This is a genomic window from Rhizobacter sp. (genome assembly GCF_046595475.1).
In the GTDB taxonomy this organism is placed as follows: domain Bacteria; phylum Pseudomonadota; class Gammaproteobacteria; order Burkholderiales; family Burkholderiaceae_C; genus Rhizobacter.
Genome location: NZ_JBKJOQ010000122.1, coordinates 23,031 through 44,806 on the forward strand (window position 1 = coordinate 23,031; position 21,776 = coordinate 44,806).

Annotated in this window: 17 protein-coding genes; 13 read left to right on the forward strand and 4 right to left on the reverse strand. The window is 66.3% G+C overall.

The genetic code is table 11. The features are described from left to right. Nucleotides 1–34: 34 nt before the first annotated feature. The 12 genes from AC30QB_RS21835 (at nt 35) to AC30QB_RS21890 (ending at nt 15,125) form a co-directional block, all read left to right on the forward strand. Nucleotides 35–1,777, forward strand: coding sequence for a DUF2341 domain-containing protein (locus AC30QB_RS21835; protein WP_489548382.1), 1,743 nt, complete (start codon nt 35–37; stop codon nt 1,775–1,777). A gap of 31 nt (nt 1,778–1,808) precedes the next feature. Further along, nucleotides 1,809–2,213, forward strand: a complete 405-nt coding sequence (locus tag AC30QB_RS21840; RefSeq protein WP_489548383.1) for an ExbD/TolR family protein — start codon at nt 1,809–1,811, stop codon at nt 2,211–2,213. A gap of 30 nt (nt 2,214–2,243) precedes the next feature. Continuing rightward, nucleotides 2,244–2,915, forward strand: a complete 672-nt coding sequence (locus AC30QB_RS21845) for a hypothetical protein (protein WP_489548384.1) — start codon at nt 2,244–2,246, stop codon at nt 2,913–2,915. Nucleotides 2,916–2,939: 24 nt separating this feature from the next. Beyond that, on the forward strand, nt 2,940–4,454 hold the full coding sequence (locus AC30QB_RS21850; protein WP_489548385.1) for a putative porin: 1,515 nt from the start codon (nt 2,940–2,942) through the stop codon (nt 4,452–4,454). 10 nt (nt 4,455–4,464) lie between these two features. Then, the gene (locus AC30QB_RS21855; protein WP_489548386.1) at nt 4,465–5,133 is read left to right on the forward strand and encodes a hypothetical protein; all 669 of its coding nucleotides are present in this window, start codon (nt 4,465–4,467) and stop codon (nt 5,131–5,133) included. 13 nt (nt 5,134–5,146) lie between these two features. Further along, complete coding sequence (locus tag AC30QB_RS21860) at nt 5,147–5,809, forward strand: polysaccharide biosynthesis/export family protein (RefSeq protein ID WP_489548387.1); 663 nt, start codon at nt 5,147–5,149, stop codon at nt 5,807–5,809. Further along, nucleotides 5,806–7,065, forward strand: a complete 1,260-nt coding sequence (locus tag AC30QB_RS21865) for a hypothetical protein (protein ID WP_489548388.1) — start codon at nt 5,806–5,808, stop codon at nt 7,063–7,065. The genes AC30QB_RS21860 and AC30QB_RS21865 overlap by 4 nt, the downstream gene beginning before the upstream one ends. 32 nt (nt 7,066–7,097) lie before the next feature. Beyond that, nucleotides 7,098–8,888, forward strand: coding sequence for a GNVR domain-containing protein (locus AC30QB_RS21870; RefSeq protein ID WP_489548389.1), 1,791 nt, complete (start codon nt 7,098–7,100; stop codon nt 8,886–8,888). Between the two features lie 18 nt (nt 8,889–8,906). After that, nucleotides 8,907–9,776, forward strand: a complete 870-nt coding sequence (locus tag AC30QB_RS21875; RefSeq protein ID WP_489548390.1) for an AAA family ATPase — start codon at nt 8,907–8,909, stop codon at nt 9,774–9,776. Between the two features lie 241 nt (nt 9,777–10,017). After that, nucleotides 10,018–11,274 (forward strand): TIGR03790 family protein, encoded by a 1,257-nt coding sequence (locus AC30QB_RS21880; RefSeq protein WP_489548391.1) that lies wholly within the window; start codon nt 10,018–10,020, stop codon nt 11,272–11,274. A 170-nt stretch (nt 11,275–11,444) separates the two neighbouring features. Beyond that, nucleotides 11,445–11,645 (forward strand): hypothetical protein, encoded by a 201-nt coding sequence (locus AC30QB_RS21885; protein WP_489548392.1) that lies wholly within the window; start codon nt 11,445–11,447, stop codon nt 11,643–11,645. Nucleotides 11,646–11,774: 129 nt separating this feature from the next. Next, complete coding sequence (locus AC30QB_RS21890; protein WP_489548393.1) at nt 11,775–15,125, forward strand: ExeM/NucH family extracellular endonuclease; 3,351 nt, start codon at nt 11,775–11,777, stop codon at nt 15,123–15,125. A gap of 207 nt (nt 15,126–15,332) precedes the next feature. Here the strand turns inward: AC30QB_RS21890 and AC30QB_RS21895 are convergent, their stop codons facing one another. The 3 genes from AC30QB_RS21895 to AC30QB_RS21905 are packed head-to-tail and all read right to left on the reverse strand — an operon-like array spanning nt 15,333 to nt 18,651. Beyond that, nucleotides 15,333–17,492 carry a S8 family serine peptidase gene (locus AC30QB_RS21895; RefSeq protein WP_489548394.1) on the reverse strand — a complete coding sequence of 720 codons (2,160 nt, stop codon included), beginning with the start codon at nt 17,490–17,492 and terminating at the stop codon, nt 15,333–15,335. Then, nucleotides 17,489–18,085: a hypothetical protein gene (locus AC30QB_RS21900; protein ID WP_489548395.1), complete on the reverse strand. Its 597-nt coding sequence runs from the start codon at nt 18,083–18,085 to the stop codon at nt 17,489–17,491. Before AC30QB_RS21900 ends, AC30QB_RS21895 begins: the two co-directional genes overlap by 4 nt. Further along, a complete protein-coding gene (locus AC30QB_RS21905) occupies nt 18,085–18,651 on the reverse strand; it encodes an exosortase/archaeosortase family protein (RefSeq protein ID WP_489548396.1) in 567 nt (188 codons plus the stop codon). The genes AC30QB_RS21900 and AC30QB_RS21905 overlap by 1 nt, the downstream gene beginning before the upstream one ends. A gap of 161 nt (nt 18,652–18,812) precedes the next feature. Here AC30QB_RS21905 and AC30QB_RS21910 point away from each other — a divergent pair, with 161 nt between their 5' ends. After that, nucleotides 18,813–19,223, forward strand: a complete 411-nt coding sequence (locus tag AC30QB_RS21910) for a hypothetical protein (RefSeq protein ID WP_489548397.1) — start codon at nt 18,813–18,815, stop codon at nt 19,221–19,223. Between the two features lie 138 nt (nt 19,224–19,361). On the opposite strand, the gene AC30QB_RS21915 is transcribed toward AC30QB_RS21910, so the two are convergent. Continuing rightward, a complete protein-coding gene (locus tag AC30QB_RS21915; RefSeq protein WP_489548398.1) occupies nt 19,362–21,758 on the reverse strand; it encodes a tetratricopeptide repeat protein in 2,397 nt (798 codons plus the stop codon). Nucleotides 21,759–21,776 lie beyond the last annotated feature (18 nt).

Sequence of the window (21,776 nt, forward strand, 5' to 3'; positions counted from 1 at the left end):
GCGGCTGTCCTTTGAGATGGTTGCACCGCCGGTCATGAAGAAACTTGCTGCTTTTGCTCTCGCGCTGGCCTGCCTGCTCGTCACCAGCGTCTCGCATGCCGCGTGGAATGCCGAGTGGAAGCAGCGCACGAAGATCGGCCTCAACACGGCGGCCGATGGCCTGCCAATCTCCGCTGCCCTTGATTCAGCGCTGGTGCTGGTGCGCCTGCACACTGGCAACTTCGGCTTCGTTGACGCCAAGCCTGACGGCAGCGACCTGCGCTTCATCGCGGCCGACGACAAGACGCCGCTCAAATTCCACATCGAAAAGTTCGACGGCCTGAACGAGCTGGCGCTGGTGTGGGTGCAGGTGCCCAAGCTGGCGCCTGGGGTGAAGAACGATTTCGTCTGGCTCTACTACGGCAACCCCGCTGCCAACGCGGGCGGCGACGCCAAGGCCAGCTACGACAGCGCACAGGCGCTCGTCTATCACTTCAGTGAGCGCGAAACGCTGCCACAAGACGCCACGGCCAACGCCAACCATGCCCCGCGCTCCACCGCCAAGCCGAGCGGCTCCGGCCTCATCGGCGGCGGCCTGAGCTTCGATGGCAGTTCCGAGCTGGCACTGCCGGGCTCGCCGTCAATGAAGGCTGGTGCCAACGGCATGACGGTGTCGTTCTGGATCAAGCCGACCGACGCGGCCGACGCGCGTCTCTATGAGCAGACGGAAGGTGCCGGCGCGCTGCGCATCTCGCTGCGCGGCGGCAAGCTGGTGGTGGAATCGGGCGGCTTAGCCGCTACATCAGCCGCACCCGTCAACCCTGGCGCGTGGCAGCACATCGCCGTGGTGGCCAAAGACACGCTGACGGTCTACCTCAACGGGCAAGAATCGGCCAAGGCCGCGGGTGCATTGCTCGAATGGGGCAATGCCGCGGTGGTGGGCAAGGGCTTCAAGGGTGACATCGACGAGCTGGAAGTGGCCACCACGGCGCGCTCGGCCGACTGGGTCAAGCTTGCCGCGCTCTCGCAAGGCCCCGACCAGAAGCTCGTGGTCTACGGCCCGGCTGAAGGCGGTGGCGAAGGCGAGGGCGGCCCGTCCTACCTGAAGATTCTGCTGAGCGCGGTCACGCTCGACGGCTGGGTCGTCATCGGCGTCTTGATGCTGATGTTTGTGGTCAGCGTTTACGTGATGGCGGTCAAGGCCATGCTGGTCATGGCCGCTGCGCGCGACAACGACCGTTTCAAAGCGCAGTTCGACGCCATGTTTTCCGGCATCGCAGCCACCGACGGCAACCGCGCGGACGAAGAGAAAGCCGCTGTCGCCCAATATCGGCACTCTTCGCTGTACAGGCTCTATGCCTCAGGGGCTGAAGAGTTGCGCCACCGCTTCGTCGCCTATGCCAAGGCCGGCCGCGAAGCGGTGCTGACAGATGCGTCGATCAACGCCATACGCGCCACGGTCGATGCGCGCCTGGTGCGCGAACTGCAGTGGCTCAACTCGAAGATGGTGCTGCTGACCATCTGCATTGCCGGCGGCCCCTTCCTCGGGCTGTTGGGCACCGTGGTCGGCGTGATGATCACCTTTGCGGCCATTGCCGCCGCGGGCGACGTGAACGTGAACGCCATCGCGCCTGGCATTGCCGCTGCGCTGGTGGCCACGGTGGCGGGCCTCGCCGTCGCCATCCCTGCGCTCTTTGGCTACAACTACCTCAACAGCAAGATCTCCGAGCTGACCTCGGACATGCAGGTCTTCATTGACGAGCTGGTCACCCGCATCGCCGAGAACCACTCGGTTTGATGGCTGAACGCACGGCCATGAAAGCGAAGCCATGAAAATGCAGGCCGCCAACAAGGCGTACGACGACATCAACGTCACGCCCATGCTCGACCTGGCCTACGTGCTGCTGGTGATTTTCATCATCATGACCACGGCCTCGGTGCAGGGCATCAAGGTCAACCTGCCCAAGGCCAGCGCCGCGCCCAGCCTGGCCAAGCCGCAGACCAAGGCGATCACGATTCGAGACGACGGCCAGGTGTTTCTCGACACCTACCCGGTGACCATGCAAGAGCTGGAAGACCGTCTGCGCCAGCTGAAAGCGGTGAACCCCAGCTTCCCGGTCGTCATCAAGGGCGACGCCAAGGTGCACTACGAAAAAGTGGTGGACGTGCTCGACCTCATGGGCCGGCTCGACATCACCCAGCTGGGTCTCGTGACCCAGCGCCTGGTGAAGTAACGGCCCCAGGGCCCGAACAGGGGGTGAGCGATGTACCACGATGAAACTGCCGCGGGTTCCAGCTGGGTCAAGAAGCTGGCGCTTGGCGTGGTGGCCCTCGGCGTGATGGTGGCGGTCGTGATGCTGCTGATGCACTACCTCTCTGCGCCCGCCAGCAAGCCCCACGGCGTGCAGCAGGTGGCGATCCTCAGGCAGCCGCCCCCGCCGCCACCCAAGCCACCCGAGAAGCCGCCTGAGCCGCCCAAGGTGAAGGAAGAGGTCAAGGTTGACACGCCCAAGGAGGAGCCCAAGCCCGTCGAGCCCAAGGCGGCTGACGAGAAACCGGCCTCTGACAAACCGTTGGCCGTCGACGCCGATGGCAGCGCCGGCTCTGACGGTTTCGGCCTCGCTGCCAACCGCGGCGGGCGCGACCTGCTGACCACCGGCGGTGGCGGTGGGGCGTATTACTCCGGCTTGCTGCAGCGCCAGTTTTTCGAAGCGCTCACGCGCAATCGCAAGGTGCTCAAAGACGACTTTCGCGTGATCGTGAAGGTCTGGCTCGGTGACGACGGCCGCGTGAAAAAAGCAGACATCGTGAACGGCTCGGGCGACCAGCAAGTCGACGACCTGATCCAGGTGACGCTGCTGGAGATGAACCCCTTGCACGACATCCCGCCGAGCTCGATGCGGCAGATCCAACTTCGCCTGAGCAATCGCTCCTGACTGGCTTCATACATTCCCGCCTCCATGAACTTCACACCTATTCGCTTGACCGCCGTGCTGGCCCTGGCCTTGTGGGCAGCACCCTCTTTTGCCGCGCCCGAGGCTGATGCCGAGCAGGTGCGCGCCGCCACCGTCAAGCTGATCAACATGTTGGTCGAGCAGGGCGTGCTGACCCGTGAGAAGGCGGAAGCCCTGCTGAGCGAGTTCAACAAGCCGGCCAGTGCGCCTGCCCCCGCGCCGGCCCCGGTGCGCGTGCCCTACATGCCCGAGTTCATGCGCAAGGAGCTCAAAGACGAGATACAGCTCGACCTGGCCGCCCAGGCGGGCCGTGAGGGCTGGGCCAAGGCCGGCAGCGTGCCGGCCTGGGTGCGCGGCCTGGAGTGGGAAGGCGACGTGCGCACGCGCTATCAGTTCGACAACTTCTCGCCCGACAACGCGCTGGCCGTCAATGTGAACGAGACCAACCGCACGCGCGCCGTGGCCGTGCTCAACACCACCGAAGACCGGCGCCGCCTGCGTGTGCGCGCCCGACTGGGCCTCAACGCCCGCATCGACGACGGCTGGACGGCCGGCGTGCGCCTGACCACCGGCAGCACCACCGACCCTATCTCGTCGAACCAGACGCTGGGCACCTACGGCAACCGCTTCACGACGGCCTTCGACCGCGCTTACATCCGCTACCGCGATGGCGAGGTCTTCAACGCCGTGGTGGGCCGCTTCGGCAACCCCTGGTTCGGCACCGACCTCGTGTGGGCCAACGACCTCGGCTTTGACGGCGTGGCCGTGCAATGGACGCCGGCTTTCACGCCACGCCTGCGCGGCTTCGCCACGCTGGCGGCCATGCCGGTGCAAGAGGTGGAACTGTCCAACGCCGACAAATGGCTGTACGGGCTGCAGGTGGGCGCGAGCCAGGCCAGCTTGCACGATGGCATGGGCGCGAAGTTCGGCATCGGCTACTACCGCTACGCCAACATCGTGGGCCAAGTGAGCCCGGCCAACTCCAATCTCAACGAGTTCACCGCACCGGCTTTTGCGCAAAAGGGCAACAGCTACTACAACATCTCGTCCGACCTTGCACGGCCCCTGCTCGGCCTGGCGGCCGACTATCGCTTGGTCAACGTCACAGGGCAGGTGGACTTCCCGGTGGGTACGGGCAACCGGCTGGTGCTGACGGGTGACTATGTGCGCAATGTCGGTTTCGACCGTGCAGCCGTGAGCGAGCGCGTGGGTCAGGATGTCGACCCGCAAACCAGCGGCTACCAGCTGCGTGCGGCCTTCGGCAACTACGAGGTGAAGAAGGCCCGCGATTGGCAGGTGTTCATGGCCTACAAGCGCCTGGAGCGCGACGCCGTGCTGGACGCGTTCACCGACGGCGACTTCCGCCTCGGTGGCACCGATGCGCGCGGCTACATCCTCGGTGGCAGCTACGGTTTGGGCAAGAACGTGGCGGCCTCGCTGCGCTACTTCAGCGGTGACTCGATCTCGGGCCCGCCCCTGTCCATCGACGTGATCCAGCTTGAGCTCAACGTGCATTTCTGAAAGGGCTGGCATGACACCGCACCGCACTTTCAACCACCGCACGCTGGCCCGCTGCGCACTCGCGCTGGCCTTGGCCGTGTCAGCGTTGGGAGCGTCTGCACAGTCAGGCGACGAAGCCAAGAAGGCGGCGCGCCGGGCACAGCTGCAACTGCAGCAGATGCAGCAGCAGGCCCAGGAGGCGCAGGCCGCCAAGGCCAAGGTCGAGAGCGACAAGGCTGCCGTCGACAAGACCCTGGCCGCGCAGAGCCAGCAGATGGCGCGGCTCAAAGGGGCTTTGCCCAAGGCACAGGAAAAGCTGAAGGCAGCCGAGACCGAGCGTGATGCGCTGGCTGCCAAGGTGGCCGCGCTCGAGAAAGAGCTCGCTGAGCAAAAAGCCAGCGCCGAATCAGCCCAGGCTGCGGCCCAGCGGGGGCAAGTGCAGCGCGACGAACAGCGCGCCCAGCTGCAGCGTCTGCATGACGCGCAGGTGGTGCAAGTGAAAGAGTGCAGCGCCAAGAACGACCGCTTGCTGCAACTGAGCGCCGAGCTGCTGGAGCGCTACCGCAACAAGAGCGTGTCAGACGTGATGAAGCAACGAGACCCGGTGCTGGGCCTGGGCGACGTGCAGATGTTCAACCTCGTGCAGGAGTACCGCGACAAGGCCGATGCCGAGCGCTACTCCCCTTCGATCAACAGGTGAAGCCGACAAAAAAATGACCTCCTTATGCGCACTGAAGTTCGTCCCGCGCGTGACCCTGATCACCGCGACGTTCAGCCTCAGCTTGCTGGCCTCCTGTTCCAACCTGCGACTCCCGACGTTCATGGCCGATGGCCCTATGCCGGCAGCGCAAGGCGAAGCGGCACGCGCCGAGCCCATGGCCGTGGTGGCCGACCCCGCCTACATGATCGGGCCGGAGGATGCGCTGGAGATCTCGGTCTGGCGCGACGAGACCCTGAAGGCGGCCACCCTGGTGCGCCCCGACGGTGGCATCTCATTTCCCCTGGCGGGTGACCTCATCGTGGCCGGCAAGACCGCCACTGAGGTGCGCGAAGAGCTGGCCAAGCGCTTGTCGAAATTCATTCCCGAGCCGGTGGTGACCGTCTCGGTGGTGCGCGTGTCGAGCTACCGCATCTATGTGCTGGGTCGCGTCAACAAGCCGGGCGACTTTCAGGTCGGCCGCAACATTGACGTGCTGCAGGCCCTGAGCATTGCCGGTGGCATGACGCCGTTCGCGTCTGAAGACGGCATCCAGATCATCCGCAAGGTCGACGGCAAACCGATTTCCATTCCGTTCGAGTACTCCCGCGTTCGCAAGGGCGGCGATCTGTCGCAGAACATCACGCTGAAAAGCGGAGACGTGCTGCTGGTTCCGTGAGCCTGCCGGTGAAGACCGGTGCGTTTGCGGCGCAAGGCTGGTGGTCTGCGCTGGGTGCGTTGGCCTTGGGGTTGCTACCTGTTGGCGCGCGCGCCGAGCAGTGGACGCTGGAGAACAGTCTTGTTTCGCGCTTTGAATCGAATGACAACGTCGCTCTTGCACAGACCTCACCCGGCACCATGAACACGCTTTCCCTGTCGACCGCCCTCAACGCTGCACGCCGCACCGAGAACTCGGCCACGCGCGTGAATGCGGGCGTGACCTCGCTGCGCCAGTGGGGGCCAGGCGAGCAGGACCGGGTCGATGGCCGGCTCGGCTTGGGGCAGTCGCTCAGTGACCCCTTGAACAGCTACACAGGCGAGTTCCAGGTGCTGCAAGACTTCAACAACGCCACCGGCACCGCCGACGTGGCCGTGCCGCGTGGCCGGCGGCGCAGCAAGACGCTCTCGGGCGGCTGGACGCGCTCGCTCACGGAGCGCACGAGCAGCAACGCGCAGATCGACATGGAGCGCACGGGTTACGGGCAGGATGTGCCGGGAGCTGTGAACTACCGCAACGCATCGGTGTCCGGTGGCGTGTCTCACCGCTGGACGGACGTCGGCTCGCTGAGTGTGAGCCTCAGCCATTCCGAGTACCGCACCGAAGCCGATACCAACCGCAGCGCCACTGACCAGATCAACGTGAGCTTGTCGCGCGCGGTGTCGGAGCGCAGCAGCGGCTCGCTGAGCTTCGGCACTTACCGCACGAAGACGCAGACTCCGCGCGCCATCGCGGTGTGCCCACTCGCGATCTCGGAATGCCTGGCCGGGAACGTCCCGTTCACTGTGGGGTTGGCGCGCGCCTACACCACCGACCATGGCCTGCAGTACAGCCTGTCGCAGCGCTACCAGTTTGACGAGACGACCGAACTCGCGTTCAGCGCCGGCCGCCAGCAAGCGCCCAGCGGCGCGGGCTTCGTGGTGCGCAGCGACACCCTGAAGGCGAGCGCCAACCACGGCTTCTCGCCCACGCTCAATGGCGGCATGAGCTACGCGCAGTCTCGTTCGACGTATCAGGGGACCGACACGGCCGTGGCTCGGCCGGCACAGCAGACCTTCTCGATGTCGCTGTCCAAGCAGCTGAGCCCCGACCTGAGCTTGGACGCGAGCTACCAGTTCAGCCACGCCGAGGGCGTGTTGGCGGGGCAGGGCGCGCGCAGCAACAGTTTCGCCATCTCCCTGCAATTTGCCTGGCCCAAGCTCGACGCCGCGCGTTGAGCCGCTACATCACCTCATTCAACACGCACACCATGTCAGCCATTCCGCAGGATCTCTACCCTTCCGCCGACGCCGCGGCCCCGCAGGGCAAGTCGCTGCGCGAACACCTGGGCGTGCTGCGGCGGCGCCGTGGCCTGATGCTGTTGGTGTTTGCGGCGCTGTTCGCCGTCGCTGCCGTCGTGGCGGTCGCGTTGCCGCCCGTGTACCGCTCCACCGCCACCATCCTGATCAAGGAACAAGAGATCCCGCAAGAGTTTGTGCGCTCCACCGTGACGAGCTTTGCCGACGAACGCATCCAGGTGATCAGCCAGCAAGTGATGACGCGCTCGACGCTGCTCGACCTGGTCGACCGCTACGGCCTGTATGGCAAGGCACGCCAACGCGAGACGAGCGAAGAGATCCTTGACCGCATGCGCCGTGACATCAAGCTCACGCCCATCAGCGCCGAGGTGACCGACCGCCGCACCGGCTCGCCGGTGAAGTCGACGATTGCCTTCAGCCTGTCGTATGACAGCGAGAACGCGGCCAGCGCCCAGAAGATCGCCAACGAGCTGACCACGCTGTACCTCAACGAAAACGTCAAGAACCGCCAGCAAAAAGCGGCCGAAACCACCTCGTTCCTCGACGAAGAGTTGTCTCGCGTGAGCGACCACATTTCTGAAGTGGAGCAAAAGCTCTCGCTCTTCAAGGCACGCAACCAGGGGCGCTTGCCCGAGCTGAACCTGTCCAACCAGGTGGGCAGCGAGCGTGCCAACAGCGACATCCAGCGCCTGGAGCGCGAGATCGTGTTCCTCAACGAGCGCACGATGGCGCTGCAAACGCAGCTGGCAGACACCAAGCCCAGCTTGCCGGTGAGTGGTGCCAACGGCACGGTGCTCGACCCCGACGACCGGCTGAAAGCGCTGCAGTTGCAACTCACCAGCCTGATCGGCACCTACAGCAACGACCACCCCGACGTGAAAAAGCTGCGGCGCGAGATCGCGGTGCTGCAGGCCGAAACAGGCGGTGTCGACAGCGACAGCGCCGACCGTGAAACCCGCTTGCAGGAGCTGCGCGCGCAGCTCTCGGTGCTGCGCCAGAAATTTGCCGACGACCACCCTGACGTGGCGCAACTCAAGCGCTCCATCACCGCGCTTGAAGCGCCGGTGGTGGCGCAGGCCGTGGCCGGCGGCGAGGGCGCCAGGCGCGCTCGCAAGGCCGACAACCCGGTCTACATCACCGTCAAGACGCAGATCGAGACCACCATCGCGCAGGTGCAGTCCCTGCGCACCGAGCGCGACGAGCTGCGCGCCAAGCTGGCCTTGTTCGACATGCGGGTGAGCCAGACGCCGGAAGTCGAGCGCGAGTACCTGGAGCTGATGCGCGACATGGACAGCTCGCGCGGGCGCTTTCGCGAGCTGCGCGACAAGCAGATGCAAGCGCAGGTGGCCGAGCAGCTGGAGCGAGGGCGCAAGGCCGAGCGCTTCACCTTGATCGAGCCGCCGATCTTTCCCGAGAAGCCTTACCGACCTAACCGAGGGCTCATCTTGATGATGGGCGTGGTGCTGGCCCTGGCGGCGGGCCTGGGTGCAGCCGTGCTGCGCGAGGCCATCGACCAGACCGTGCACAGCCCGCGTGACGTGATCCGTTTGATGCAGGTGCCAGTGCTGGCGGTGCTGCCGGCGCTGCCCAGCCCCAGCCTGCTGTTGCGGCGCGCGCGCGCGCGCAAGCTCACCGCCGTGGCCCTGGTGCTGGCGGTGGTGGCGGCGGTGGCGGCGCTGCACTTCTTCTTCATGCCGATCGACGTGGCCTGGTACGCCGTCCTCAGGCGCCTGTCCAACTGACGACACCGAATGACTCTCATGAAGCTAATCAACGAAGACGACTCCGGCATGAGCGAGCCCACGCCCCCCAGTGCTGCCAAGGTGCATGTGGTCAAGCCGGCTGCGCACGCTGCCGAGGCCGAGACTCGTGCGGAGCCCTTGCACATCGAGTACTCCAGCACCAGGGTGATGGGCGATGCCTTGCAACGCTTGCAGCGCACGCATGGTGTGGTGAAGATGGACCGCTCACCGCTGGCCGAGTCGTTCAAGATGCTGCGCAACCAGGTGCTGCAACGCATGCGCGCCGACGGCCACACGCTGTTGGCGGTGACGAGCCCGCGGCGCATCGAGGGCAAGTCACTGACGGCGGTGAACCTGGCCCTGACCATGGCGGCCGACTACGACTCGGCGGTGCTGCTGGTCGACGCTGATTTGACCGGGCAGGGCCTGCAATCGCTGTTCGGCCTGGAGGGTGCTCGGGGCTTGAGCGACCACCTGATGCATGGTGCGCCTATTGCAGACTTGCTCATCAACCCCGGCGTGGCGCGCTTCGTGTTGCTGCCTGCGGGCCAGCAGGCGGTGCTCAATTCGTCGGAGCTGCTCGCCACCAAGGCAGCCCAGCAATCGATCCTGGAAATGAAGCAGCGTTACCGCGACCGCTACATCATCGTCGACCTGCCGCCCTTGCTGGACACCGCCGATGCGCTGGCCTTCTTGCCTCAGGCCGACACCACGCTGGTGGTGATCGAGGAGCACACCACCGCGATGCAAGACGTGCAGGCCATCACCGACCTGATGGCGCCCTATAACCTGATCGGCACGGTGATGAGCCATGCCCGCGATACCGACAAGCCCGACCCTGCCAGCCGGCGGCCTTGGTATCGTCGCTGGAGGCAAGGCGAAGCTTGAACCCACCGGCTCCGCTCGAGTTGAGCCTGCCTCCGCTCCGGCTGGGCCTGGATTCGTTTGGGCTGAGCCCACCTTCGCTGGGGCCGAGCCCACCTTCGCTGGGGCTGAGCCCACCTTCGCTGGGGCTGAGCCCACCCCCGTTTGGGCTGAGCCTGTCGAAGCCCAGCGATGTGCACAACCCTTCGACAGGCTCAGGGCGAACGGAGCCGGAGCCGGAGCCGGAGCCGAGCCGGCATCCATCATGACCCGAGCCAAGCGTTGGGTCATCGCCTGTCTGTTCCTTTGTGCAGCAGGCGCGCACGCCGCCGTGCCCCCAGCCCAAGACCCCAGCACTCTGCCGCAAATTGCGCTGCCGCCCATCGGCCTGCAGGCACAAGACCTGGCGGTGGTCATCAACGAGGCCGACCCGGCGAGCGTGGAGACGGGCGAGTACTACGCCAGCCAGCGCGGCCTCAGCGCCGAACGGGTGGTTCGCGTCAGCTTCCCGCCTGGCCAGGCCGTGATGAGCCAGGACGAATTTTTGCGCGTGCAAGAGGTGCTGCGCGACAAGCTGCCGGCCACGGTGCAGGCCTATGCGCTGGCCTGGACGCTGCCCTACCGCGTCGACTGCATGTCGGTGACAGCCGCCTTCGCCCTTGGCTACGACCGTGCCTATTGCGCCTCGGGCTGCCAGCTCACCCGCGCTTCGCCCTACTACGACAGCCCCAGCAACGCGCCCTACACCGACCATGGCCTGCGCCCCGCCATGCTGCTGGCGGGCAAGAGCGTTGACGAGGTGAAAGCGTTGATCGACCGCGGCTTGCGCTCCGACAACCGCTGGCCCGCCGGCACGGGCTATCTGCTGAGCACCAGCGACAAGCACCGCAACGTGCGCTCGGTGAGCTATGAGCTCACGCGCCGCAAGCTGATGGGTGGCTACCCCATAGAGCGGGTCGACGCCGATGCGCTGGAAAACAAACCCGACGTGATGTTTCTCTTCACCGGCTCGCAGCATGTGAGCGGCCTGCGCAGCAACCGCTTCCTCGACGGCGCCATCGCCGACCACCTCACCTCGCTGGGCGGCATGCTCACCGACAGCCCGCAGACCAGCGCTCTGGAGTGGTTGTCAGCTGGCGCCACCGGCAGCTACGGCAACGTGGTCGAGCCCTGCAACTACCGCCAGAAGTTCCCCGACATTCCGGTCGTGATGGGGCGCTACCTGGGGGGTGAGACGCTGGTCGAGGCCTACTGGAAGAGCGTGCTCATGCCAGGGCAGGGCGTGTTCATTGGCGACCCGCTGGCGCGGCCGTTTGGCGGCATCCGCTATACGCGCAACAGCACTCAGCAACAAGTGCAGACCCACTTGCTGCGCCCGGGGGTCTACATGCTGCAAGGCTCAAACGCCAGTGCAGGCCCGTATCGCAACGTAGGCCTTGCAAAGGTCACCGGCTACGGCGCTTACGACCTGCGGCTACCGGCCAGGGGCTTGCCCTTCTACCGGATGCTGCCCCTGCGCTGACGCCACGCAGGCCGGCTCATTCGGATCATGTCTGTGCCGTGGCGTCGATGGCAGGCTGACACTTTGGTGGCGCAGCATGCACATCCTTTGCTGCTGATGGGTCTCGGGCTCTTCGGTATTGCAGGCGCGCGCAAGCGCCACTGAAGTCCCCCCGCCTGCGGAGTTTGTACATGACCACGATGGAAGAGTTCACCTTCATCGCCGCTCAGCTGGAGTGGCTGGAGGTTCACCTGTGTTCGCAGCCCCCCAGCGCCGAGCCGGCGCGTATGGACAGCGCGCTGGCGGCCCTGTCATGCGCGCGCGCTGTGATCAACGAGCTGGCCCACATCGGCGGCGTGCCCACGCAGGCCGTGGCGATTTCCATCGCCTGAACCTGGCTCAGGACTAGCACTTACAGGCCAGGGACGCGCGCTGGTTGCGCCTGTCACCTGTCACGTGCGCTGCCGAAACTCCACTGAGCGGCCACGTCCATGTGGTCGACAACCTCTGCAGGGGCAGCCATGACGAAACGATGGGAGGGCTTGCGCGCCAGCGCAGGCAAGTGGTGTGGTGCGGCGCTCGCCGCGGTGGCCTGTGCTGCAAGCTTGCCGGCACTGGCATCGAGCTCGGGTGTGGTCATCAGCCAGGTCTATGGCGGCGGTGGTAACGCAGGCGCGCCTTATCTGAATGACTTCGTGGAGTTGTACAACGCCGGGGCGGGCTCGGTGTCGCTGGCCGGCTGGTCGTTGCAGTACACCTCGGCCGCGGGCACGAGCTGGGGCAGCCAGAAGGTCAACCTGTCGGGCTCCGTCGGGCCCGGCCAGTACGCGTTGATCCAACTGGGCAGCGGAGGCGCGGCGGGTGCCGCGCTTCCCACGCCGGGCTTCACGGGCAGCTTCAACATGAGCGCCACGGCAGGCAAGGTCGCGCTGGTCAACAGCACCACCTCGTTGCCAGCGGTGAGCTGCCCATCGGATGCCTCCATCGTCGACCTCGTCGGCTTCGGCGCCAGCGCCAATTGCTCAGAGACGGCGCCCACCGCCGCACCGTCCAACACCACGGCCGTGTTGCGCGGTGCCGGTGGCTGCACTGACAACGACAACAACGGCACCGACTTCGCCACCGGCGCGCCCGCGCCGCGCAACGCGGCATCGCCAGTCGGCAACTGCGGTGCCGTCGCGCAGCCGGTGGTTCCGTCTTGCCCGGCCGCGCTGAATGTCGCCACGGGCGCAGCGCTCGATTTCTCGCTCTCGGCCAGCGACGCCGACAGCATCGTCAACGCCGCCGCCTTCCAGAGTGGCAATGCACCCGGCATGAGCCTCACCGCCTTCAGCGCCGCCGCAGCCAACGGCGGCAGTGCCAGCGTGAAGCTGAGCCTCGACAACACGGTGGCCGCCGGCAGCTACCCGGTGGTGGTGAATTTCAGCAACAACGCCAGCCAGAGCGCCAGCTGCAGCATCAGCCTCAATGTGGCCGCGGTGTCACCCAGCTACACACCCATCTACACGATTCAGGGCACGGGTGCGACCAGCACACTGACGGGCGTGCGCACCACACGCGGTGTGGTCACCCAGGTCAACAACAACGGCTACTACCTGCAAGACGCGGTGGGCGACGGCAACCCCGCCACCTCGGACGGCATCTTTGTGTTCACCAGCACCGCGCCCCCGGTGTCTGCCGGCCATGTGGTGCAGATCACCGGCACGGTGAGCGAGTTCAACACCGGGGCCGCCACCAACGCCCTCACCGTGGCCAACCCGGTGACCGAGTTCAGCAACCTCACCAACACCGTCTTCACCGGCACCGGCAGTGTGGCGCCCACGGTCATCAGTTTCCCCGTCGCCACGCAAGGCGACCTGGAGCGCTACGAGGGCATGCTGGTGCAGATCAACACGCCACTCACGGCGTCGCAAAACTACTTTCAGGGCCGCTATGGGCAGGTGACGCTGTCGGCCAATGGCCGCCTGGTCAAGCCGACCAACATCTACCGACCCGGCACGGCGCAAGCGCTGAGCCTGCAAGACCTCAACGCTCGCAGCAGCCTGATGCTCGACGACGGCAGCAGCCTGCAAAACGTCAACCCCACGCCCTACATCGGCGCCGACAACACGCTGCGCTCGGGCGATACCTTGCCCGGCATCACCGGCGTGATCGATTACGGCTTGGCCACGTCAACCAACACCGGCCCGGCCATGTACCGCATCCACCCCACCGTGGCGCCGGTGTTCACCCGCGCCAACCCGCGTACGGCAGCGCCGCCTGCGGTGGGTGGCAATGTGAAGGTGGCGAGCTTCAATGTGCTCAACTTCTTCACCACCTTCCAGAACGGCAGCAACGCCGCTGGCCAGACCGGCCAGACCTGCACCCAAGGCAGCGACACGCCGGCGGCATCTCTGTGCCGCGGTGCCGACGACTTGGCCGAGTTCTTGCGCCAGCGCACCAAGATCGTCGAGGCGATGAAGGCCATCAACGCCGACGTGTTCGGCCTGATGGAGATACAGAACAACGGCAACGTGGCCGTACAGAACCTGGTCGACGCCTTGAACGCCGCGGTGGGTGCCAACACCTACGCCGTGGTGCCCACGCCGCCGACCACCGGCACCGACGCCATTCGCGTGGCGATGATCTACAAGCCCGGCACGCTTGCGCTCTCGGGTGCGTCGCAAAGTGATGCCAATGCCATTCACAACCGGCCGCCGTTTGCGCAGACCTTCAGCGCCGGTGGCCAGAAGTTCAGTGTGGTCGTCAACCACTTCAAGTCCAAGGGCAGCTGCCCCGCCAGCGGCTTGGACACCGACCAGGGCGACGGCCAGGGCTGCTTCAACGAGCAGCGCAAACAGCAGGCCACGGCGCTCTTGAGCTTCATCTCGACGCTGCAGGCTGCAGCCGCCGACAACGACGTGATCGTGATCGGCGACCTCAACGCCTATGGCGCCGAAGACCCGGTCAATGTGCTGACCACGGGCGGCCTGGTGAACCAGGTGGCGCAGGCCGACCCGGCAGGCTACTCGTATGTGTTCGACGGCGAAGCGGGTTACCTCGACCATGCGCTGGCCACGCCCAGCCTGTCGTCACAGGTGACCGGCACGGTGCACTGGCACATCAACGCCGACGAGCCGTCGATCATCGACTACAACAACGAGTTCAAGCAGCCGGCTTGTGCGGCCTGCGGGCCCGACTATTACAGCGCCACGCCTTACCGCGCGTCCGACCATGACCCGGTGGTGATAGGGCTCAACCTGTCGGCGGGTAGCGCACAGACGATCAGCTTCAGCGCGCCGGCCGACCGCGCGCTGAACTCGGGCAGCTTCGCCGTGAGTGCCACGGCGTCGTCGGGGCTGGCGGTGAGCTTCACGTCGAGCACCGCGCCTGTGTGCACCGTGGCAGGAGGCACGGTCACGCTGGTCAACACCGGTACCTGCACGCTCAACGCCAACCAGGCCGGCAACGCGAGCTTCGCGCCCGCGCCCACTCTCAGCCGCAGCTTCAACGTGACGGCCGCGCTGCCGTCGCAAACCATCAGCTTCCCGCCATTGCCCGACCGCCCGGTGGACGGCGGCGGCTTCATGCTCGCGGCCACCGCCAGCTCAGGCCTCGCCGTGAGCTACAGCAGCCTCACGCTGGCGGTGTGCAGCGTGACCGGCAACAGCGTCTTGGTTGTGAGCACAGGCCTGTGCACGCTCACAGCCGACCAGAGCGGCATGCCCGGCTACCTGCCGGCGCCGCAGGTGACGCAGTCGTTCACGGTGACCGCTGCAGGCCCTGGCGGGGGTGGGGACGGCGACGTGCCCACCTTGCCCGAATGGGCGGCAATTCTGATGGCCACTGTGCTGCTCGGCATCGGCGCTGCGCGCAAGAAGCGTCCTGACTAGCGACGAACTCAGCCAAGGGAGAACGGCACTTGGCTGAGGCATGTCGCAATTGAGATTTTCCTGATCCGCGAACTCACTTTCCGTTCGCGCTGAGCTTGTCGAAGTGCCTGCACCGAGGTGCGCGCTGGCTTCGACAAGCTCAGTCCGAACGGAGGTTGGTGTCGCGAATTTTGAAGATCTCAATACTCGGGAGAAACGTGGACGGCCTTACGACCTGCGCCGCAGCAGCAGCCCGCCGCCGAGCAGCAGCATGGCCCAGGCGGGCAATGCGGGCACGTCGGCGTTGGCCGCGCCGTCTGGCGCGAGCACGGCCGTGACGGTGTTGTTGGCGGCTTGTGGGTCGGGCAGCTCCGAGACCAGGCTTGCGCTCAGGTTGACGGCGCTGTCCAGGCTGTCGATGTGCAGCGAGAGCAGGTAGGCGACCGAGGCACCACTGGCCAGCTCGGCCGTGCTGCAGACGACCACCGCAGCCTGCAGGCTGCAGCCCGCCGGCAGATTCAGCGCCGTCACGCCAGCGGGCAAGGGCAGGTTTGCCACCACGCCGGTCGCCGCTTGCGGGCCGGCGTTGCTCAGCGTGAGCGTGTACACCACGGTCGTGCCGGGCAAGGCGGTGGCCGGGCCGCTCAGCGTGATCGACACATTGGCCTGCGCGCTGGTGTTCAGCCCCCACTGCAAGCTGATAGGGCCGCTGGCGCCGCCGCTGCCGTCGACACGCCAGTGATAGGTGCTGCCGGCTTGCGCCTGGAAGTGCAGTGCCGAGTTGATGCTGCCGGAGCCTGCGTTGTCATTGCTCGCCCGCGGCACGAGCGAACCCAGGGCCGCGCCTGTGTAAACGTCGAGCCGCGTATCGAAGCCGCTGCCCGCAGTGTCTAGGCTCACCTGCCCCGAGGCGGGTGCGGTCCAACGCCACCACACCGAAGGGCTGGTGTCTGACATCGCACCGGGCTCGGCCGCTTCGCGCGTGGCGAGGCGGTTGCTGCCGCTGAAGCTGCCCGCTGACGTGCTCAGAGATTCGGCTGCGGCAAAGTTGTCGTTGTGCGGCCGGGCCGACGCGAGCAGGTTGAGCCGTGGGTGCGTGAGGCCATTGCGCGCATCGGTGACGGGCGTGCCGTTCGAGGTGAGTCGCCCTTCGACCATGGCCAAGGTCTCGTCGGGGAAGGCCGCGCGCAGCACCGCCACCGCGCCGGCCACATGAGGCGCGGCTTGCGAGGTGCCGCCATAGTTGTAGCCTGCCGCCGTGATCACGGCGCCCGGTGCCAGCAGGCTCATGAAGGTGGCGCTGTTGGAAAAGCAGGTGACGCGGTCGGCCGAGGTCGTGAGGTCGGTGCACTGCGCGGCTTGGCCGTTGAACCAGGTGAGACCGCCTTGTGCGCTGTCGTAGGCGGCACCCACCGAAAGAGCCCCGGGTGTGCAGGCAGGGCGGCTGATGCCCGAGACAAAACTGCCGTTGCTGTAGGCGTTGTTGCCGGTGGCCGCCACCACGCTGATGCCGGCGTTGCGCGCATTGGCGATGGGTGTGGCAAACGCATTGGTCTGCACGTCACTGCAGGCCGTGGTGTTGTGGCTGCCGTCACCCAGGCTCAGGTTGATGGCAACGATGTTGAGGCTGCTGCGGTTGCTGATCGCCCAGTTGATGGCGCTCAGGATGCTGGAGGTGGATGCACCCGCGCTGCTGAAGACCCCCAGGCTCGCCACCCGTGCGTCGGGTGCCATGCCGATCACGATGGCAGCCACGTTGCTGCCATGCGCCTGGCTGCTGCTGGGGCTGGCCACGAAAGACTGCACTGCCGCGACGCGGCAGGTCGCGGGCGTGGCCACGGCGGTGCAAGCACCGAAGGCTGCGTTGCCCAGCTCGATGCCGTCGTCGATCACCGCCACTGTGCTGCCGCTGCCGCGCAAACCGGCTGTTGCGACCGGCGGTGCCGACACGAGGGGCAGGCTTTGCGCCAGTGCGCGCTGCAGCAGGCGATCCGGGTGCACGGCAAGCACGCCGGGTAGGGCGGCGATGGCGCGCAGCGCGGCCTCGCTGCGCAGCTCCCGGTGTAAGAAGGGCAGGTGGCTGTAGTCGGTGAGCGCGATGACGTCGCTACGTTGCAGGGCAGGCGCCGCGCCGCGCTTCAGCGCGCGGTAGCGGGATGCGATTTGGCGCAGCCCTTCGTCGTCGTCGACACCTCGGGTCGAGCGCGCCCGGCGTGCGGCGGCATCGCGCTCCACCGCGCTGGCGTTCAGCTCGACGATCACGCTCACGGGCTCACCGGCACGCAAAGACAGCAGCAGCTCTTGCGGCACGGGCGCGGCCGATGCCGAGCTGGCCACCTGTGCCAGCAGGCTGCCGAGTGCCAGCCATGGCAGAGCCGTGAGCCTCATGCGGCCTGCGCTTTGCGTTGAGGCATGGCGCGCTGCGCCAGCGCAATCGCGAGCACTGCTGCGACGAGCCCGAGCACCAGGCGGCCTCCGCCATTGAGAAAGATGTTCCACCACACCAGCGGCGATGACCGCCCGGGTTCGTAGGCACGCAGCTGCGCATCCCACAGCCAGGCCGCCAATGAAAACGGCGTGTCAAGCAGCAGCACCAGAGCCAGCAACCCACTCACCAGAGACAGGCGCAGTGCCATCTCGTGCCAACGCGCGGGCCACGCCAGCACCAGCACCAGGGCTACCAGCACCGGCTGCAGCACGGTGCCGATGGTGGTGCCCACCACCATCAGCTGTGTGCCGTCGGGCACGATGGCGCGGCCGCCTAGAAACAGGCTGCGCTCCAGCACCGCCACGGCGGCGATGGAGGCGTTCTGGCGCTCCTCGACCAGCTCGACGCGGGCGATTTTGAAGTCATCGGCCACCATGGCCAGCGCGGGCGACAACACCGGCAGCAGCAGCTTGGCCACATCGCGCGAGCAGAAGTGCGCGGCCAGCAAGACGAGCGCGCTGGCTGCCACTAACCTCAAGGGCAAGCGCCACATCAGAGAGGCTCGTGCCTGTGGCTGCGAGAGAGCCACCAATGAAAGAAGAGGCCGGTCAACAGCACCATCAGCAGCGGAGCGGCCGTGGTGTGCAGCAGGTCGAACAGCCCCTTGTCGGCGCGAAATGCATAGAACAACGCCACGATGCGCACCTGGTTCAGCGCAAAGGCCCATACCAAGCCCAGCAGCAGGCCCGCGAGCCGCATGCGCCACGGCATGGCGAACACCAAGAACGCCGCAGTGAGCAGAAACACCACATCGGTTCCTTCGCAGCCGAAGAGCACGTTCAAGCCGCCGCCGCGCGCCACGATTCGGGTGTCTTTGGCGCTGGCGCCCACCTCTGGCGTGAGCAAGTTGATGGCGACGGTGGCGCTGCGCACGGTGAGCTCATGCACCCACAGCCGCTCTATCCACGTGCCGCGGGCGGCTTCCCAGCCGGCTTGCAAGGCCATGAAGACGAGTGCGAAAGCCAGTGCGCGCAGCAGCAGTCCGCGCAGCTTCTGCGGCCCGCCGGGCGATCCGGGCAGAGAAGAGGGTGGCAGAGAAGAAGAGTGCGCGGTGTCCATGGCCGCGGAGCACCTTAGCGGCGAACTGTGACAACACGAGCGGCCCATAAGGCGGACTGTGGCGCACTGACCCGAAGGGACCAGAACCAGTGCCTGCGCCGCTGCACGCCGTGTCACACGCGCCAAGCACCATGGGCGCATCAGAGATGTGAGGTGGCACCGTGGGTTCGAGCAAAGGCTTCAAGCGTTCAGTGGGTTTGGCGGTTGCCGTGGTGGCTGCCTGTGGTGCCTTGCAGGCGGCCACGCCCACCACGTCGCTCACACCCCTGACGCAGCGCCCACAGGCCCGGGTCGCACAGGCGTCCATCCTTGATCGTTTGCTTTCGCCCACGGGGGTTCGCGAAACGCGGCGCCTGGCGCGCAAGGCTCAGGCGGCCACCAGCCCGTCGCCTGCGGTTCTTGCGAGTTTCGGCAACGGCGGCGGTTCGGGCCGTGCGGGCCAAGTCGACACAGACGCCAACATGCGGGTTGCCTCAGCCGTTGACCCTGAGCCCCATTTCGAGCCCTGGTCGCTGGGGGTCGCCCTCTTGAGCGTGATGATCTTCGTTGCCCGGCGTCGCGGCGCTGAGTAAACCCGCTCTGTCATTCCCGTGAAAACGGGAGCCCATGCTGGCGGGTGCACCTGCGTGCTTGGATCAGCACACTTCCCTGGCAGCAGTGCGCCGACCGTCTTCAGTTGGCAGAAGCCAAAAGGTGCTTCTGCCCACGCCTCACTTCATTGCCAACAGCTTGCGTGCTTCATCAAGGCCGGGCAGTGCGGCTTTGCTGTCCACCGCTTTCTTCAGGTGTTTTTGTGCACCAGGGGCATCGCCCTTCTTGTACAGCGCCATCCCCAAGTGCAACTGGTACAGCGGGCCTTCGGGTGAGCGCTGCACGGCGCGTTCGAGCACCGTCACTGCGTCGTCGTACTCGCCGAGCTTGTAGTGTGCCCAGCCCAGGGTGTCGAGGTAGCCGGGGTTGGCCGACTCCTTGAAGCCGCGCGTCAGCGTGAGCGCGCGTGCGAGGCTGGGTTGGTCGCCTTTTGTTTCGGCGAGCAGGTAGGCCAGGTTGTTGGCGGTGGCGTCATCGTCGGGTGTGCGCTTGAGCAGTGACTCATACACCACGATGGCTTCTTCGTTGCGCCCAGCACGGGCCAGCCACTCAGCGCGTGTGGCTGGTATGGAAGTCTCAGCCGGGTTGGCCTTCTCGCCTTGCTCTAGCACCGTGATTGCTTCGGCAACACCGCCGCGTTGTGCCTTCACGCGGGCCAGGCCTTGGTAGGCGGCCGCTGACTGGGGCGCGAGTTCGATCATCTTGAGGTAGGACTGCTCGGCCAGATCGAGCTTGCCTTGCGCCACAGCGACTTCGGCGCGCAGCCGGTGCGGCAGCGCGCTCTTTGGGTCCAGGGCGGCAATGGCGTCGATGCGCTTGTAGGCGTCGTCGAAGCGCCGCTGCGCCATCAGCACGCCGATGACCGACAGAGCCGGTGCGGCGGCCTGCGGCGCAAGCTTGGCGGCGGCGTCGTACTCTTTGATCGCGGCTTCGTATTTCTTCTGGTTGGCGTAGAGCTGCCCGAGCTTCATGCCGCCTGCCGTGTCGTTGGGGAACTGTGCCTTCAGTGCGGTGTAGACGGCTTCGGCCCCGGCGGTGTCTTTCTGCGCCAGCGCGAGCTGGGCCTTCATGTCGTAGGCCCGCATGTTTTGCGGGGCTGCCTTGATCGCTGCGTCGGTCTCGGCGGCAGCGGCTTTGAACTCCTTGGCGTCGGCCATGTCGGCGGCCAGCAGCAGGCGCAGCTCGGGGCTTGCCGGCTTGAACTTCACGGCGTCGGCCAGCACCTCGCGCGCCAGCTGCGGCTCTCCGGCCTGCCGGTGCGCTTGTGCCAGCAGGCCGACAACCTCGTGCGAGCCGAGCTGGTCCTTGATGGCGGCGCGCAGGTCGAGGATGGCGCTCTTGGCGTCGCCATCGGCCAGCAGCATGCGGCCGCGCATCACCAGGGCTGTGTTGTCGCGTGGGCTGGCCTTGAGCACCTCGGCGTTGAGTGCCTTGGCTTGGGTGAGCTTGCCGCCAGCGAGCAGGTCGGCTGCGAGCTGGTTGCGCGCGGTCAGCCCTGCCGGTGCGTCCTTGTTGCCGTCGATGATCTCTTGCAGCACGCGGCGTGCGTCGGCCTGACGGTCACTGCTGCGGTAGAGGTTGACCAGGCCGAAGCGCAGGTTGGCTTCTTTTGGCTTGGCGGCAATGGCGGCGAGGTACTCTTTCTCGGCCACGTCTTTGCCGCGCCGCGCCGTTAGAAAGTCGAGCAGGGCCAGTGTGCGCTGGCTGTCGTCAGGCTGCGACTTGATGGAAGCGCGCAGCACCTCTTCGGCACGATCTTGCTCGTTGTGCTGGGCGTGATAGACCGCCCAGGCATTCCAGAGCTCGATGCTCTTTGGGGCCTGCTCGGTGGCGCGGCGGTAGTAGTCGGCGGCGTGCTGGCGCATCGCAGCGTCGCTGCTGGCACCGGCGATTTGCCCACCCACCTGCAAGAGTGCGAGGTTCTTCGGGTTTGCTTTCAAGGCCGACTCGACCACCGCCAGCGCCGCCGCGGAGTCGCCTTGCGAGGTGTACAGCCCGGCCAGCAGCATGCTGGCTTCCACCGGCGTCGATTTGGGGTCGCTGACCAAGGTCTTGGCCTGTGCAATGGCGCCCGGTACGTCGCCCTTGCGGGCGGTGAGCGCAGCCTTGATGGTGAGGGCGCCAACGTGCTTGGCATCGGCGGCCAGCACCTCGGACAGGGCCTTCTCCGAGTCGTCAACACGGTTGGCCATCATGTAGAGGCGGGCCATGCCGACCTTGGCGTCGAGGTGATCGGGCTTGAGCTCCACAGTCTTCGAGTAGTTGGCAAACGCGCGCTGGATCTCGCTCTTGGCCTCTGACACCTGGCCTGCGATGTAGAAAGCCTGCGCGTTCTTCGGGTCGATTTGCAGCACGTTGCGCATCTCGACGCTGGCTTTGTCCCAATCGGCCTGGCGCACGTAGCTGGCGCCTTTGTCCAGCCCCGATTGAATGCGGTCGGCCTTGCTGCTGCAGGCGGCGAGAAGGGCAATGGCGCTGCACACGGCCATAACGCGCAAAGGTGATGAAAGGTTCATGGTGGACTCGGTGAAACA